Below are 17,578 nucleotides of genomic sequence, written 5' to 3' on the forward strand. Positions count from 1 at the left end.
TGGGCGGGCGCCCGGTGCGCGCCTTCCGCCGCCCAGCAAACTGCCGCAGCCAATACGGTCACACTAGTCATGACACATCATCCGGAGGTGAAGCAACAAGCTTAGTACCGGCCCCAGTTTCGGCGCCTCCTCCTTGTTGTAGTCTTGACAATACCGCCCTCAAAAGTCGTCGGGAAGGATCTCGCTTGCTGGCATCGCGTCGAATTCGAACAGAATACGAAGGAGGCGAAGCTTGTGCGAGGTGCCGTCCAGTTTTGGCTTGACACGAAGCTTCAACTCCTCAAGGTGTTGCTGCTGGAGGCGGAGTTTGCGTGTGTACAGTGCAAACGCAAACTCGCATGCGGCCTCACCTTGCCGGCGATTGTGCTGATCGAAAACGTTCGCGAGAAAATCCAGCATGAACTGGCTGGCATTCGACTCTCGGGAGTAGTCCAGCTCGCTGGGTCGCGCACACCGCAAGAGCGCGGCCTGGATTACCCCATCGTTGTATCGCGTGAAGTTTTCTGGATTGAGGATGACCTGCTGGAACGCGTCAGTGGCAAGCCGGTCGATCTCACTCGCAAATTTCGCTTCCCGGGCATGCTGCAACAGCGCGCCAGCCGTCACCAGCACGGCTGCATTGGTCTCATCGGACTCGCAATAAAATGGGTCCCAATACGCGAAATCGGGACGGAGCCGCATCGATTCAGCAAGCCCGTCGTCTCGCGGCATGAAGACCGTGTTGCCCAATCCGTTCGGGGAGCCGTCGAGACCATTGAGGCGTGTAGCGTAAGCATCCCCAAACTGCCTTTGACTGTTCCGAAGCAGTTGAAACTCTTCCTGAAACGAGTCGGCGATCCCCTGCCCAACCGCCACCCCCCTGAAACGCTCGATCCTGATTTCCGCGCCCGACGCCGAGTGCTTCAGATTCGGACGGAGCGCGGCGAGCTGAGATGCGGTCTCCGCGATCTGTGCCCCAATGAGGTAGGTGCGCGCACCCGCGTGGATGTCGCGTAGGTCACGGCTGATGGATAACAGTCGCGTTCCACGTCCAACCACTGCGGCGACCACGAGGATGCCGGCGTCTCGGTCAAGCTCGGCGTCGCCAGTTTCAATTTCGTGATCACTGATGAGCGCGAGCGGCGACGCTCGTTGCATGACCTTCTGCAGACTGGCAGCGCAGTACTTCGCAATCTCATGGGACGCTTCATCGTTCTGATAGATGACGGAGCTCACCGAGGCGGCGGTCTGCTGACTCGTCAACTTGTCAGCAAACGCTCTGAAGGCGGCGTCTTCCAGCAACTTCCGGCCGTCGAAATAAATCGGGCGGATCTTGGATGCTGGAATCGGGCCGCGTGCTTGGACAGCAAGCGCGCCGTTCCGACCGAACGCCTGACAGAAATCAGAGACGTGTTGCAATCGGTGCTCCGCCTTCCGGAGTAGGACCGATTTGGGCAGCAATTCCTCCGGTGCGAAGCGCTCGCCAACGATTGGCAAGTCCTTCAGATGATTATGGCGCCGCCTGTCATCGAGGCCTTCCGGTACAGGGAGTGCACAGAGGGCATCCTCGGCGTCCTTGGCGTCGACCAGCGTCAGCAGCGTGACGACTTCCGTCGCGTCGCATTTGACCTTCTGCTTCCAGTCACGCTCCAGGTTCATCGAGGACGACGCCGAAATAAGCGTGAACGAAGTGCCATGGAGTGGCGCGTCGATTTTGTCGATCCCTTCGTGCGAATGAAACGTGACCACACGGGGCTTGGGAACTCCGTAGAGCGCACAGTACATCTCTCGTAGCGCATAGGCTACGGCGGCAATGCCCATCGTGTCGACGAAAATCACTTCAAGCTGCGTGCCCACTTTCAGCGAACGACTGCGGAGCTTCTCGAGCAGGGCAAAGGCGAGGAACTGGACGCCTTCGACTTCGGTAAGCGCCTCTTCGGCACGCAAGAAGTGCGTCGAGCGCTTCTGAGACGGCTTGACGAACGTGAAGCCCGGCGGCGCCACAACGGAAACGTGCTTAGCCGAGAATAATCGTTTCAGCCCTGCGTTACGAATGGCCGGCGTCCGGCCGCGGAGCAACTGGCCAAGCCCGGGAACCGGGTTGGTCACCGCCTCTACCAGAGTTACGGATCCGCCGTGGTTGAACGAACAGATACACAGACAAACTTTGCTCGACGTACGGCTAGCGGCCTGCGCGAGCAACGGCTGTCCGAACGCCTGCGTGACCGAATCGGCTTCCGCTTGCTCGCAGATAATTGCAACGACGTCAGGCGGGTTGATGCCCTGCAACCCGGCTTCAATGGCATCCGCCAGGTTCGCCGCATTCAAGGCGCCCGGTGGCTTGAATAGGAAATGGAAATTCTGAACCGGCGAACCACTATCGAGTGCCCAATCAAACGCAAAAAACCCATTCATCGCTGCACCGCCGCCAATGGAATCACGATGGAGTAGGAAGCGCCCGCGGTATGACTCAGTTCTTTCTGGTTTTCAAGCCAATGCCTTGGCTCAAAAGAGCCAGCCGGTGTATTCGAGAAATCCTGAACAAGGCATATCCTTCCGGTACGGAGCCTAAGATATGCATTCAGTTCGCTCAATGTCTTCAGCACGTAGGTAAGCCCGCCCCCACTCGCATTCGTGTCTTTAGTTGTTGCGTGCAAAGCAAAGCAATTTTTAACGATATCAACCTCGTCGTCGATGGAGAGTGTTCCAGCCGGTGGCGTACCATATCGTGACATCCATCGCCGTACCAGGCCCGGCCCGGTGTCAAGCACTGTCAACTCTAAAAACGACGTCCGCTGCAGCGGAGAATCCCCACCAGGCGTCGCCGCAGCATGGGCTGCAGCGTTCTCCGCAAGGTATCCGCTGAATACCGGATCATCGGAGACCACCTGCTCGTGATGGGCGTCCCGATCATAGGCAATAAACTTCGCCATGACCGCCCGGACGTTTCTGGCATACGGCCTCCCTTCCTCGTCAACAGTCGCGTGCTCATCGGTGTTCCTGAAAAGCTCGTAAATCAAGGTCCCGATCGCGGTGTTGTCTTGCTCCGACACTCGCCATTCCGCCGAAGGCGCACATGCGCCGATGATCTTGGAGGTGAGCCAGACGAAGTCCCCTCGCGACCGTAGCCCGCTCGGATGTGCGCGACTATAAAACGGAAGAAGATACTCGTTCTTCGCCCTCGCAAAGCAACAGAGGAACACCCCCCGGCCGCGCATGGTGTCCCGGAACTGACTCTCCTGCATGGCCTGGATTCGCCCGACACCGAAGGACAGGGCTTCCCGCGTCGACAATGGCGTGTCACGCCCTGGTACTTCGACCGAACCGGCAAAATAGGTCGACACGAGTCCGTGGGGCTCCTGTGCCAAGGATTCCATCGGGTTGCTGTCGACGTTTCCATACAGTCGGAGTGCGGGATGCGTCTGTTGACGAGACCAAGTCGCGACGTATTGCACGAGCGCCGACGGCACGCCTACTGCTCCGCCATATCGGAGGGCAAGAGGAATCCGCAAGATCGCGTCGTTGCCAGCCTCCGCGTAAGCGGCTTCAATCTCGCGGAGGCTGACGGCCTGCTGAAAGGAAATCATAGAGAAATGTACAGCGCTCAAGACTCAGGGCGCCGGCAGTGGTTTGCTTCTTTCGAATCTTTGGTCTAGCCGCTATGTTGCGCGTCGGCCTCGTAGTCAAGCTGAAGCTGAGGTGGAGTCGCCGGCAGGGGGACCTCCCAAGTCAGGACCACGTTGATTCCGTTCTCGGTTGCGTGTTTCCCAAGGGTCGTATCACCGGTGTACAGTGTTTGCACCTGGTTGGCCTTGGCAATGGCGATGACTTGGCGATCAAACTTTACCTTTGCTTTCGTTTCTCCTGGCGTTAGCTTCCTTTTTCTCTTCGAGTCGCCGTCTTCAATCATTGCGCACTCAATCGCTGCGCGCTGATCAAAGGCTGCAATGGAGAACACTCGAGAGCCTGCGAAGATCTTGAGGCGCTTGTCCTTATCTTGCCCGCCTTCCACGAGATACTCTGCAAGCACCGGCGTCGGTACAAGAATACGGCGCTTCGCTATACTCAGGGTAAGAATCAAGTGGTTAATGCGCTCTGCGCATCGGGTCAACGGTTCACCGGTTGACGGATCGATCGGCGTGCCGTATTCGCCGTCGAAAGCGAGTGCGAGAAAAGAAGTATCAAAGACTACCATCAGTGCAGCCCGTCGCTTTCGCCTCTCAGGGCGGTAATGTAGCCGTCAATGTCGCCGTGCTTGCTCCAACTGGAGCTTTCCAGCTTGCGCAGACGATCTGTCACCTCGATAAGGGTTTCGTCGTCAAGGACGGTGAATTCGTTGATTTTTAGCGAGACAAGATGCCATGAGCCGTCTTCGCGCCGTTCCCAACGCGCATCACCGTTCAGTCGGAGAACCGGCCCTTTGTAGAGATAAGGCGCAAGGTCTTGTGCAAGCTGGCGGCTGATCTCGCCGTGCCAAGAGCGACCTTCGGGGTCGACAATTGTGGCGTGCGCACTCTTATCTCGACCACCGACTCTCACCAACTCGCCATCGAAGGTCGCGGACTCCGTGAAGGGACCGAACGTTAGCGGCCGTGGAAGGTCTCGACCCGGAAATCTCAGGACAAGGGCGCTGACATGCGCACCCCGCTGCCGTTGACGCAATTCTCCGGTCGCATTGTCGTCGCGCAGAAGTGTGTTCAGTTCGTCGTAGCCGGCGACAGCATCATTGGCGGCTTCACCTCGGCTCAGGCCAACGATTCGGGCCGAGACCCGCGACACGGCTTCAACATCAACCTTTAGCACGGGAATGGTACTGCCTTCCTCGATATGATCGAGGTGAACGCTGGCATCGTTTCCGAAGAGCTTGGCAAGCGAAGCGATGTACTTCGCTAAACGCTCCATTGGAATGGTAGCGGGCGTGTAGGCGCCTATTCGAAACAGATATTCGTCTCGGTCATCCATGTCTGTCAGCCTTCACCTCGTCGAGCTTTGCCCCGTTTGCAAGCAATCAGCGCTGGGTGCCACGCAAGGATACCAAAGGTGGCGGTACGGCTGTCGGCGTCTCGCAACTCTTGCGACTTCAGAACAATAGTGGAGCCGAGGTGCGAGCGACGCCGCAGTCAGCAAGTCGAGGCCTGCGGCGCGCGCGCCGGCGAGAGTGTATAAAAACATGGACCCAACCCGAATCTACTTAGGGCGTGTTCACACTATCTGAGCCCGTCGACGATGAGCGCAAAATTGATGAAGGCGATGAACATCACGTCCAGCTTGTCGAATCGGGAAAAGATGCGACGAAAGCCTTTGAGGCGGCGGAACAGGCGCTCCACTTCGTTTCTGCGCTTGTACATCTCGCGATCATATTCCCATGGTTCAAGGCGGTTGCTTTTGGGCGGAACGACGGGAATGAAACCCAGGTCGAGTGCGAGTTGTCGCGTCTCATCGCCCTCATATGCCTTGTCCATTAGCAGGTGCAGTGGCCGATCGGGTGGCCCAAGGCTTTGTAGCAGGGCACGCCCCTGCGGTGCATCACCGGCCTGGCCGGGTGACAGCGCGAACGTTATGGCCGTTCGAGCATCCGCGGCAACCATATGAATCTTTGTGGTCCATCCTCCTCGGGATTTTCCAATGGCTTGGGGTCCGTTTTTTTTAATGCACCAGTACCGTCAGGATGAACTTTTACCGCCGTGCTATCCAGCGAGACCGCCTCGATCCTGATGCGAACGATCTGCGCACGCTGCAATTCCGTGAACACCCGATCCAGTACGCCGCTCTTGGACCATCGGTTCATCCGCGTGTAGACCGTGTGCCAACGGCCGAAGCGTTTTGGCAAGCCGCGCCACTTGCAACCGTGCTCAGCAACATAAAGAATCGCATTCAAAATTTGCAGGTTCGACATGCTTACGTTGCCACGCTGACGCGGCAAGCAGTGTTCAATCTGTCGATATTGGGCTTCGGTGATCTCCATCACCGAAGGATACAACTAAATCCAGTTAGTGTGAACACGCCCTAGACAAAGGGCCGCCCTGCTCTGCTCAGGCCGGTAGCCACTCGCCCTCGTCGGGGCGTCTTGCGCAACTGTAGCAGTTTGGCTGTGGCAGATCATCCCCCGCTTGGGGTGATCCATGTATGCAACACTGAAATTGATGTACTGCCATTTTCCCGGCTCTCAACAACCCCTCAATCTCCGGCGTGAGTCCGTAACTCTCACAACCGGTTGCACGGCGTCGGCCACCCATACCCAGGGCAATGCCAATTTCCCGCCGCGTAGTTAGTCTTGCGCGATTGTCTCAGATGGGTCGGCAACCGTCGATGACCGCCGTCGGCCCTCTCGGCGGAGTTCGGCCAGGAGTGGAATCTCATACTTGCCGCAGCCATGGGAACGGCAGGTTAACCGCCACGACCTGGTGGTCAGCGCACTGGCGAGCACCGCTGACGGACACGCCGAGCGCGAGGCTGCCAAGGTCATTCCAGGTGGACTGACGCGAGTTGACAAGATGTTTGTCCTGAGCATGCCCAACAGCCAAAGATCTCGATTCAGGGGCGCGCAGCTTCCGGATTGTGAAACTAGACAGTGTTCACCCGCACCGGCGGAAAGCATTCCGATTGTGCGGGCGTACTTCAGCAGCCTGCTTCTATGATGAGTCGGAAGGCAAGAATTTTTACGCAAATTGATTCCTTTCTTGCTCGCGCTTACCGCAGACGTCTGTCTGCTGTTGTTCACCAGTTTCAAAGTTCTCGGTCATCTTTTCGTGAGACTTCGATGTCCCACCAACTTCTATCCGCTGGTATTTGCCCAGCCCCAATCCTGCATGCGCGTTGCGCTAAGGTGACCTTGATGCGAGAAGCCCCATCTAGTAGTGTCGGTTGCGTTTGCAACCTCCCCATCCGGGATCGGTGGACTTGTTCGGTAAGGCGCTCTGCGAGGTTGCGCGGAACCCGCTCGAACTGACCAGAATAGGCAGTCGATGCCGGAACGCCAAGCCTGCGGCGCTGCCTGGCCATCACGTTGGGTTCGAGTCAGGGAACCGGCCGGCGCGCCGATTCGATTCGAAGCCGCACAGTCAGGTAGTGGCGGTCGCTCTTCGTCTGTGGGAAACAGCAGGTGATGCCATCTCTGAGCGCGATGGCGAAACGCTCCGCGCGCGCCGTCTGGCTGGTCGCATCGAGCCAGTACACGACCTGATCCCAATGGACGAGTCGCAGTGGTTTTGACGCCGCTTTCTCTGGACCCGATGCCGCGGAACACGTTGCGCACGAGCAGCGCCTTGGTCGGGCGGGGAAGCTCTGGTCGCGATGCCATTGCTCCATGGCTGAAAGCCGCCGTGGCCGGTGTGTTACCCGACAGCCTCTCGGCAGGGGTCCGCAAGCTGCTACACGACGCTGTCGGCCGGCAGAAAACCGGTCCAGCCGACGTCTCTATGTCAGGCTAAAGGCATAAAGGCCAGGTTCTTTATTACTTCTTGGCATATGTGTCATTTCCGGCTTTATCCCGGCACGCCCCCTTGTAGCTTCGTCTCCGAAGCTGGGGGCGCGAGGCTCGCCAACCGCTGGCCCGTGCCCGGGAGAATTGGGTACGCGCCGCGGCGAGCAAGCGGTAGTGCGCTCCTTGCCTGCGAGCCCGCAGCCTCTCCCCCCGCGGCAGAATAGATGTCGCCCCGATAGAATCCGAACTTGGGGGCGATAAGGGATGGCAGTGGCTCGATACGGACAAGACTTTAAGGACCGGGCGGTAGCACGGTTGTTACCGCCGGAGAGTGCGGCGGTGGAAGTGGTTTCAAGGGAATTGGGTGTGGCAGTGGCCACGCTGGAGCGCTGGCGTGCGGACGCTATGTCCATGCCCGCTCGCGAGCGGGCATGGACAGCGGCGGCCAAGTTCGAGGCGGTGCTGGCGACGGCTGCGATGGACGAGGCCAGCAAGAACGCCTGGTGCCGTGAGAACGGTGTGTATCCGCAGGAGTTGGAGCAGTGGCGCACTGCCGCCACGCAGGCGCTGGCTGAACCCGAGGATGCGCGCGCCACCCACCGTGAGACAAAGGCCGATCGGCGCCGCATCAAGGAACTCGAGCGCGAGCTGCGCCGCAAGGAGAAAGCCCTGGCCGAAGCCGCCGCCCTGTTGATACTCTCAAAAAAGCTAGAGGGGATCTTCCCGAAGGACAAGGACGAGGACGCATGATCGGCCTGGAAGATCGCCACACGATGGTCCGCCATATCGAAACCGCTCACGCAGGCGGTGCTCGCCTGCGCCTGGCCTGCGAGGTAGCTGGCATAACCGTGCGCACGCTGCAACGCTGGAAGGCCCACAATGGCCTGGTGGTCGGCGACCGCCGCCCCGGGGCCGAGCGGCCCACGCCCGCGCATGCGCTGAGCATCGAGGAACGCGAACGCATTCTGGCCGTTGCCAACGAGCCGCGCTTCGCCGACATGCCGCCGGCGCGCATCGTGCCCATGCTGGCCGATGAGGGCGTCTACCTGGCCAGCGAATCGAGTTTTGGTCGCGTGCTGCGCGCCCATGGGCAGACTCGGCATCGAGGACGCGCCAAGGCACCGCGCCAAAGCCGGCCACCTACCACGCACGTGGCCACGGGCCCGCGCCAACTGTGGTGCTGGGACATGACCTACCTGTCGGCTGAGGTCGCCGGGCGCTGGTTTTATCTGTACCTGATCCTGGACGTGTACAGCCGCAAGATCGTGGGCTTCGAAGTCCATGATCGGGACGACGCCGACCACGCGGCGCATCTCGTCAAGCGTACGGCGCTGGCCGAGGGTATTCACGCCATGGCGGCCAAGCCGGTGCTGCACGGCGACAATGGTGCCACGCTCAAGGCCACCACGGTGCTGGCGATGTTGCACTGGCTGGGCGTCAAGCCCTCGTATTCGCGTCCGCGCGTGAGCGACGATAACGCGTTTGTTGAAAGCCTCTTCCGCACGGCCAAGTACCGGCCGGAGTTCCCGTCCAAGGGCTTTGCCGATCTGGCCGCGGCGCGCGCCTGGGCGGCGCACTTCGTCCACTGGTACAACCATGAGCACCGGCACAGCGGCATCCGCTACGTGAGCCCGGCGCAGCGCCACGCCGGACAAGACGACAAGATTCTCGCCGCGCGCCACGCGCTGTATGTTCAGGCCCGTGAGCACAATCCGCGTCGCTGGTCATGCAACACTCGAGACTGGTCGCCAATCGAAACGGTCACGCTCAATCCGGAGCGCGAGATTGCCGTGCCCTCCGGTATCAAGCCAGGCGCCGAAAACCAGCGTTTGGCTGCATGAATGAGGCGACATCTACCTTGACGCGCGCCGCTCTCTACCGGGGGCCGGCACAGCTGTCTTCACCCAATCGACTTGTCCGCTGTCCCAGCACGAATACCTGCGGCGATAAAAAGTCACCAGAAATCGTGACTTGCGCCGTATGCAGCAATAGGACAATCACCCCTCGATTGTCGGAATTCGATGTCGAATACAAGACCTGATTTTCGTGCCGGCGGCCCGCCAAGGCACGCCGCGATTTTGCTAAGGACAGGGTGCGCGGATCTCATCGAGGCTGCGGACATGCTTCGGCAAAGGCCCACCAGGCAAGCCGGATACATGCATGCAGACCGTTTCGACATCACGAACAAGAAGCTTGCAAAAGGCGTCGGGTCCATACATGCACAAAAAGGACGACTACCCCAAATACCGCCATGCCCCACTACAACTTCTCCCAGCGGCTCAGTTTGGCCTGAGATGCACCCCATCTTTGGATCCGCTCGGACGCTTGAGCACGATAGTCAGAGTACTTCCCCTGGAGGCAGTGGCTGCTGTAGTCATTCCTACGTCCTTCCCAAAGGCAAAGACATGCGACAGATCTACCCCTAGTTCGTCGGTACCGGAAGCTGTGTTCGTCAACACAAACTCCAGCTTTACCTCATCCACTTGGACGCCGAGTTCTTGTTTGTTGGCGTCCAACTCTTTCTTCATGGCGCGCAGTCCGGTCGCCACCGAAACCAGCGCTTTATCGACGGTTATCGATGACGGTGAAGCAACCGGCTCGACTCGCTGCAAAGCGCAACCGCTCAGCAACCCCAACCCGACAAGGGCCTCCACCAGAATCATCCTCATATCCCCTCTCCTTTTGCGGATTTTGTCTGAGTTCTTTATAGACAGCCGAGCGCGCAAGGGAATAACCCATTGGGGGGTGATAGCAAACAAGAAGCCCGTTCGAGGCGTTTGCACGAATAGAAGATGGGGTCCCTTGTGGGTTTTACCATAACGAAACTTCCCCAATTCAGTTTCAGCGTCCAGATCCCCGCCAGGGCTTTCCAATCGGCGCAACGCCGGATAGGGGCAGCCGTGCCACAGGTGCCACTTGGCGCTATGCAGTGCCTTGCTCAATGCCGCGTTGCTGGGGCCGTCGCAGCGTGCCGGCCGGACCTTGATCATCTGTTCGAGGTTCTGTATCCGCATTGGCGATGTGGAACCACTCAAGGACGTACTCACCGCGGTCACCAAAGCCGATCTGCGCATATCGTACGGTATCCCCTCCGTCCGAAAAGGCAATCTGTGCCGCAACCATCTTGCGCTGCAGCCTGCTCAGCAGCGCTTTCACTTCCGCCAGATGCAACCCCAGTGATCCGGTATCAAAGGCTGTTCGCTCGAACTGCGGTCTCCTCGCTGCGCGAGCCAGCGCGGACAGGCTGTTTCACGATACCTCCTTCTCGGCGGACTCCGGGATGTGCGTGGATTCCGACGGGAGGTGAGTCTTCATGATTCCGAACTCGAGCGTCGACAAGGAAGACTCAGTGCTTTCCCAACGGAAGTGGGCCCGGCGAACAAGCTTCGCTTCGCCTTCGTCGTCCCGCTGGTAGGACGAGAGCGTGTCTGCGGCCGGGTTCGGTGAATGCAGGGCGCACCATGCGTATTGTTCTTTTGGATCCCTGTTCTTCTCGAAAGCGAGCAGCGAGTACATCGCCTCAGGCGCCGGCAGCGCCGAGCGCGACTTGACGCCGATGAAGAGGTTCGCCGGCTCGGAGTCGTCCGGACTCGCTTTGGCCCGAAGCATCAGAAGATCGCCCGGACACAGTGCGCCGGCGCCGTTAGCGAGCATCGACAACGGAAGCGAGACCAGTCGGCCGGGCTCCAGAGACACGGCTTCGGATGCAATCATCTCCGTAAGCTTGAACTGCAGGACTTCGAAGTTGGCCGAGTCGCGGCGTTTCACCGCGGCAGTCAATGAGACAGGCAGCCCGCCCGCTCGCAAAGCCATCGTTTCCCCCGGTGTCACGAAGCCTCTGTCGACCCAAATCTGGTAGCGCTTTTGAGCCGATACGGGTCCAGTGAGACCGTTTGCACTCGCCGGCTCCACCTTTGAAAGCGCAAGGTCATATTCGGGATCGTCGAAGAAGACCGTCCGCCCCGTCAGTGGCAGCGCGAAGGTCCCTGCGCGAGGCACGAAGACCTTGATGCCGATCGAGTGGAAGCTCACGGGCGCGAGCTGTCCGTTGGCGCCGAGAGGTTCCTTGGCAGTGAACTCCAGTCTTTCCACTTCGGGGTTCACGGCTTCAGGAAAATTGTGCGCGACATCGAGCGCAAGTTCGAAGACGCAGTCGCCTTCCCCTCTGATTAGCGGGCTGTCCTCCGCGGGATGGAACACGAGGTACTTGTCACCCGCGTCGGTTCGCTCCAGAGTGACGCGCTCGAAAGGTGCCCATCCCGACTCGTGGCGCAATCCGGCTCGCACCGATTCCTTTTGCGCATCCAGCAGGGCCATGAGGCGTGCCGCTGCGTTCGAGGTGGTGCTACCGAGGGCCAGGCAGCGAATCCTGACGGTCCCTCGCCACAAGAGGTCTTGGCCGCTAGACGCGGCCGTCTGCGGTTCCGGCTGTCCGATGAGGAGGCCCCAAGCCGGCACGCCACTCTTCTTGTCCGGCACTCCGAAGAACGCGTTCCATCGGCCACGCAACACGAGGCAGGAAGCCTCGGGCTGCCCGTACCATCCGACAGGCCGGCGCCATGTGCCGCTCAAGCCATCGTTGACGGGCAACGCCTGCGGCCGGGGCAAACGGGCCCAGCGCGCTGCCGTAGGTCCGGCAAACGCTCGGGCGGAGCTGCCGAGATTTGCACCCGCAGGAGCCCAAAGCACTCGCGCGCGCGACAGTGAAAAGGCGCCTGCCCGGTCCGACTGATCGAAGTCGTACAGAACCGGCGGCAAGTAGGTTTGTAGCGACACCGCTGCGTCAGCGAGCGTCGAGTCGGCGCGAACGAGCGCTTCAGCCAGCGACCTGGTCGAAGGCACCACGGCTCGCACCATGCGCGTGCCAGCGGTTGCAACGGGCGCGGCGTCCTGCACGTCGAGATCCAGACTTGCCAGCGCCAAGTCTTCGTTGCGCTGCAGCCAGACCGTGGCCGCTTTTGGGGTCGCAACGGCACTGAAAGCATCGCCCGCCAGGCGTGCCGGCGCCACCATCCCGTGCAGCGAGGTCGACACCATTCCCGCCGACCGCCTGTGCGAACGCGCATCGAGCACAACATCCATCTGCGATTTCAGCGGGTTACCTGTGCGTTCCGGCCAAGTACGCCGGTTGTCCGTGTGAAGGAACGTGGAGCGTAGCCGCAGCGGGAAGCGAACGGATGCCAGCGCCGCGCCCTTCGCCAGCGGCAAACGAAGCGCGACGTGCAAGGGGCCCTGATCGACCGTACGCAGCACGACAAAGGCTGGTGCCGAAACCGTCCCAAGCACGGCTTGCAGCAACTGCGACGGTCCCTCTTCCGCTAGCGCCTTGCCGGACTTGACTGGAATCAGTTTGATACCATTAGTGGTCCCTACGACGAGGTCGGCCTGCAGGTGCCGGTCGCGTAACGTTGACTCTGGCGCAATTGGCTCGACCGAGACGGTGCGCACGTGGCTGTGGCGGTCGCCAGAGCTATCGTCAAATGCAACGAGAATGCTCAGCACCCGCGATGGCACGATCATCGGCCAGTCCCGCAAGGCGCACAGCATCACCGCGGCGCGCGGAAACACAAAGGGCAATCCTAGGGATGCGTTGCTCTTGCCCGCCCGCTGGAACTGCTCGACGTGCCAGCACACCTCCATGAACTCGTTGCCCTCGTGCAGAAAGCCGCGCCCGAGCTGCGCGCCCGAGGTACCCTGCGCACCGATGAAGGCCATCGCGAAGGGCACTGGTTCTTCTGCAGGACGGGAAAGTTTTCCAAGACCTTCTGCGGTGTCTGGCGGCAGCACCACAGGCAGGTTCAGTAGGTCATGACGCGACATACGCAGCGGTTTCACCCGCGCGTCCACACTGAGCGCATCGCGCAACGCCTGGCGAAGCGGCTCGCGCGGCAGATATTCCTCGTCGTCACCTGGGGCATCCAGTATCGCGACCATCGGCAGGTGCAGGTGCAGGTGCGCCGTCGGCGTTGTATTCGCCGGGACCAGGAAACTGCCGCTGCCCACGACGATCCACGTATCCTCGAGATTCTTGAGTGCTTTGACCACCGCCGGTCCGAATAGCCCGGCCATGCCGATGCGCACGCGGCGCACGCCGGGGTCCGGGAAGTCGGGTACGCTGACGCCATCACCGCGGTACGACGGCGTGAAGGCAAAATTGTCCCCGAGGTCCTTGATCGCCTCAGCCAGCTCGGTAGCACTCCACAGCTGCATCGCGACGGCCGCTTCAAAGCGCGTTGCAGGATAGCCCGTCCAGCGGAATTCTTGGTGCGCCTCAACGAGCCACGTCGCGGCCGGCTGGCGTCGCTGACTGCCGCGCAGCCGGATGCCAGCTACCCCTGCAGCCTTGCGAGGTTCGATCTGGCTGCCATCGATACGGTGGTCCGCAAGTCGGATGGCAACTAAGTGGCCCACTGGCGGGCGGCCGGCAAACGCCATTTCGACGCTGTCGGCGGTTCCGAGCGCGGGCGGTTCCAGCTCCGGCCACCCTATGGCGGACTCGCGGTTGAGACCGCCATCGAAGCGGAACGCGTCGCGCGGTGCGCCGTCGCCTGACTGGTGCATCAGGTGTGAAATCGTCAACGTACCATCTATAGACTTGGCGACGATCTCGAAGAAGACGGACCGCAGTTTGAAACTGCCCCCTTGCTCCTCAGCCGTGGTGAACGCGAGGCTCGCGGTTACCAGGTCGGCCAGCGGACAGCCGGGGATGACGCGCACCTTCTGTGGGTCCAGACTGCCAAGCGTGAACGATCGAGAAATCGGGTCGACGTGTACTTCCTTGAAAGAGACCACGTTGCCGAACCATTGCACCGATAATACATTCGCAGGCGTCATGCCGGGCGCTTCGACCAGGCAGACAGTCACCCCGGTTCTCAGCTGGGCATCGACCTCCAGCCTCGAGAGGGTCGCGGTCGCAAGGTCGACACGTACGTCCGCGATCGAAAGGGCTCCAGCAAGCGGTGTGTGGCCAGGCCGGCCTGTCGCCAACTTCAACTGTCGGTCCGACCCGGGCACATAGACGAGCTTCACTGTCACAAGACTACCGAGCACCTGCATCGTCATTGACGGAGAGACCAGTTTCAATCCGTTCAAGCCGATCTGTGGAACCCCGCTCAAGCGGGCCGAATCGGTGCCAAATATTTCCAGCGCATCATCGAGTTCCCATTCGACCGTGTTTCCAGGCCAAGGCGTCGAGATGCCGCTCAGGTTCAATCCGCTGTGAGCGCTCGCAACGAAAGTAAGTCGCACCCTACAGCGAGGGTCATTAGGTCGGGGCCGCGAGGCCGCACCGAGACCCAGTGCCCCATCGATCACACAACCGGTCACCTCCTTTCCCTGGGCATCGAAGCTCACCTGCACCAGCGCCGCGGGCGCAAACCGGAACACACCGCCCAGAGAAAGGGACGTTATGCTTTTTTTCATGCCGAACGGCACGCCCCCGTCATCAACGAACAGGCTCCACGTCCAGCACACATCCAGTGCAGACGCCGCACCAGTGCCTGCTGGCGGCTTCCAATCGGCGGCCCCTTCCTCAACATACAGGTCGGTAAACGCTAGGCACCAATTCGCAATTCCCGGCCCTGCCATGGGCAGAACCTGAAGGCTCGAGCGGAGCTCTCCCGTGCGGTTGCCAAGGGAAACGCTGCGCCGCACGAACGTGTCGGAGCGCAACGCCTTCTCCGACGACATGCCGCGCCCGTCGCGCACCGTCGCTGCGCCATCGCGGTCGGCGAGCGACCAACCCACCACCGCCACCTGGCCGTTGCCGCCCAAGCTCACGCTGCCAGGTCTGGACAAGTCGGCCTTCCCGTTCGGGCCGATCAGCAGCATGTCGCCGCTTGCCCTCCACGTCCAGGCGTTAACTTCCTTGAACGTCACGCTGCCAAGCGTCCAGTTCGCGAAGTCCACCGCGTCGCTGACTTGAGCCGTGGCCGACCAAGTTAGCGGAGGTGCGAGCCCGTCAGGCACAACGGCGACGACACTGCCCGCTGGCGTGGCGGGGAACATCCGTGCATCCTGCGCTTCGGCGAGCTTGCCCATCCGGGCCCGCTCCTGCGCGAGTTGCACGAGTTGGGCAGGATCGCGCGCGGTAATCACCGGCTCGCGCGGGGTCGGGTTCTGCTCCTCGTCCACAGGCACACCCGTGCGCGCCTGCGGTTCGGTGCACACGACCAGCGAATACGAGCCTTCGAAATAATACGTCGCGGCATTCTGCGCCCGCGTCGCGACGCCCGGCATCGTGAGCGCCGCGGCCGGCATATCAACATTGGGCAGCGGTTCGAATGTAGCCCGCTGTTTGTCGCCGATGCGCGGCGACAGGGTCTGCAAGCCAGTCAGCACGAACTCGGTTTCCGCTGAAGTGTAGGGTTCAAGCGCACGGCTGGCATGGGGTACTACCGAGGTAAGATTGTAACGCGTGAGGGGCATCGCCTGGATGGTCGGCAGCTTTGGATGCCTGAACCAGCCCCGCAGCGGACTGGCCCCAGGGTCCAGCATTTTTGGCCGGATACGCAGTGCGGCGCCGGCCCCGAGCGAAGGCGATCGCTTCCAGCGCAACGCCGCGGCATCCCAGTCAACGCCGCTCGCCCGCGACGGTGCAAGCACCGAGCAGCCTTCCAGGACGAACGGAGCCCTCCCGGTGTCGTAGCAGTTCGCAAGTTCGACAGGAACGAACGCATCCGCGTCGGCATCCACGCGCGGCAGAGCATCGTCGCCGTCTGGCTTGCGTGCCGCGAGCCAGAGCGCACCGACGATCCGCAATGCGCATCCGGCGAGCGTCACGTTTGCCTCTGAGAGCTCGGGCTTGGCGGGATCGGTGAGGTCGAACTGCAACGCAAAGCTGAAGTCCTCCGGTGCGTCGAGTTGCACGCTCCAGGGCACTTCGCTGGCGGGCACGCCCGGCTGGCGCAGGTCATGTCTGCGCAACCCAAGACACAGGCCACCACTCGCTTCTTTGCTGTCGGCTGGCGCAACGCGCTTCGGAAGCTTGAACGCATCGGACTCCGGCGCAAAGGGAAGGGCCACCCATCCGCGGCTCTCGGCGACAAAGCCGATTTCAGGCTTGTCCCTGGTCTCGGCCACTTCGCCATATGCGCCTCTTAGTTGCTGCAGCACCTTGCGCGCGGCATGCACGAGCGGAACCTTCCCGCCGAGGTCCATGTGCTCGGTGCCAGTGCGCCATACATAGCTGATATTCGCCGATGTGGCCCCCGAAACAGCGCGAGAAAGCCGTATGAAATTGGACCCGATGCTCAGCTCCGTCTTCCGCGGAGCCAACTCGAGCACACGTTCCGGTGGCAGCAACTGGCTCTCCATTGGCTGGTCGGCGAGCCAGATCCGCGTGATATCCTGCGGCAGGCTGGGCTTCGACCAGTCGACCTGCAGGCGCCCGTTGCTAACCGTGACCGGCCATGTCAGGGAAGGCAGGTCCTCTCCGACGAAAAAATCCGCCCGCAACCATGCCGTCTGCTGCGACGTGGCGAGCACCGTGCGCAGCGCTGACCAGACGGCACGCCACTGAAATGCGGCGTGTGATGACTGGCGGGCAGGGAGCAGTTCGATGAAGTGATTGCCGTCGGACATCGAAAGGCGCACGCAGGTCTGAATTCTGTCAGCCGGCTTGTCGAGCCGCGGCACGTGGGCGGTGAAAACCACACACTCGCGTTCGAGCAGCACGGGGCCTACGATGTCCACGTTTTTGGCGACAAAGACATCGGACAGCGCACCCGCTGCAAGTTCGAGCGAGCCTTCGTGCAGCACATATGGTGGGACGTCGATGCCCCCTGCGCCGCCGAACGGATGTGGCCCTACCCCGCTGGCCTCCACTCGCTGCTCGCCTGACAGCTGCACGCTTTGCCAAGTACCAGCAATCAGCAGGCTGACCTGGCCCGCAGTGCCGGTCGCCGACACGAAGATCTCCTCGAGGACGGGGTCGACGTAGCGCAGGCTCGCGCCCGTCGAGGTTTGCATCGTGCGATCGACGACCCGCAGCCAGGTAGTGCGAATTGCGTGCACGCCGGGCGTGCCACCTGTGTCCTTGTTGCCTTTGCCGCGGGGCACGCGTTGCGCGCGGGCCTGGAGTTCCCAGGCACGTGCGCCGACGTCCCGGCAGCTCAGGAGGCTGATGGTACCCAGCGAAGTCTTCTTGGGGCTTTCGGTTGCCATGGCACCTCCTGG

7 protein-coding genes and 1 pseudogene are annotated in these 17,578 nt (G+C 61.2%); 1 reads left to right on the top strand and 7 read right to left on the bottom strand.

All coding sequences use genetic code 11. The annotated features are described in order from the left end of the window. Positions 1–159: 159 nt before the first annotated feature. The 5 genes from E0W60_RS36285 to E0W60_RS36305 all read right to left on the bottom strand — a co-directional run bounded on the left by E0W60_RS36285 (position 160) and on the right by E0W60_RS36305 (position 5,944). Complete coding sequence (locus E0W60_RS36285; protein WP_135707672.1) at positions 160–2,394, bottom strand: hypothetical protein; 2,235 nt, start codon at positions 2,392–2,394, stop codon at positions 160–162. Then, entirely contained in the window at positions 2,391–3,566 is a 1,176-nt protein-coding gene (locus tag E0W60_RS36290; protein ID WP_135707674.1) for a hypothetical protein, read from the bottom strand. Before E0W60_RS36290 ends, E0W60_RS36285 begins: the two co-directional genes overlap by 4 nt. Before the next feature lie 65 nt (positions 3,567–3,631). Then, positions 3,632–4,174, bottom strand: coding sequence for a hypothetical protein (locus E0W60_RS36295; RefSeq protein ID WP_135707676.1), 543 nt, complete (start codon positions 4,172–4,174; stop codon positions 3,632–3,634). Beyond that, positions 4,174–4,941: a hypothetical protein gene (locus E0W60_RS36300; protein WP_135707678.1), complete on the bottom strand. Its 768-nt coding sequence runs from the start codon at positions 4,939–4,941 to the stop codon at positions 4,174–4,176. Before E0W60_RS36300 ends, E0W60_RS36295 begins: the two co-directional genes overlap by 1 nt. Before the next feature lie 245 nt (positions 4,942–5,186). Next, a protein-coding gene (locus tag E0W60_RS36305) for an IS5 family transposase (RefSeq protein ID WP_135707459.1) occupies positions 5,187–5,944 on the bottom strand; the annotation gives its coding sequence in 2 pieces (ribosomal slippage) (positions 5,187–5,629 and positions 5,629–5,944; 759 coding nt in all). Positions 5,945–7,672: 1,728 nt separating this feature from the next. On the opposite strand from E0W60_RS36305, the gene E0W60_RS36310 reads away from it, so the two are divergent. Then, positions 7,673–9,243, top strand: a protein-coding gene (locus E0W60_RS36310; RefSeq protein ID WP_135707775.1) for an IS3 family transposase whose coding sequence is annotated in 2 segments (ribosomal slippage) — positions 7,673–8,102 and positions 8,102–9,243 — 1,572 coding nt in all. Because the reading frame shifts where the segments join, the coding sequence is not laid out codon by codon here. Positions 9,244–10,221: 978 nt separating this feature from the next. Here the strand turns inward: E0W60_RS36310 and E0W60_RS36320 are convergent. Both E0W60_RS36320 and E0W60_RS36325 read right to left on the bottom strand, forming a co-directional pair. Beyond that, positions 10,222–10,501 (bottom strand): annotated as a pseudogene (locus E0W60_RS36320) (ISKra4-like element ISBte1 family transposase); the annotation flags it as partial. Between the two features lie 150 nt (positions 10,502–10,651). Further along, entirely contained in the window at positions 10,652–17,566 is a 6,915-nt protein-coding gene (locus tag E0W60_RS36325; RefSeq protein ID WP_135707683.1) for a hypothetical protein, read from the bottom strand. Positions 17,567–17,578: the final 12 nt, after the last annotated feature.

It is taken from the genome of Cupriavidus oxalaticus, assembly GCF_004768545.1.
GTDB classification, from domain to species: Bacteria; Pseudomonadota; Gammaproteobacteria; order Burkholderiales; family Burkholderiaceae; genus Cupriavidus; species Cupriavidus oxalaticus_A.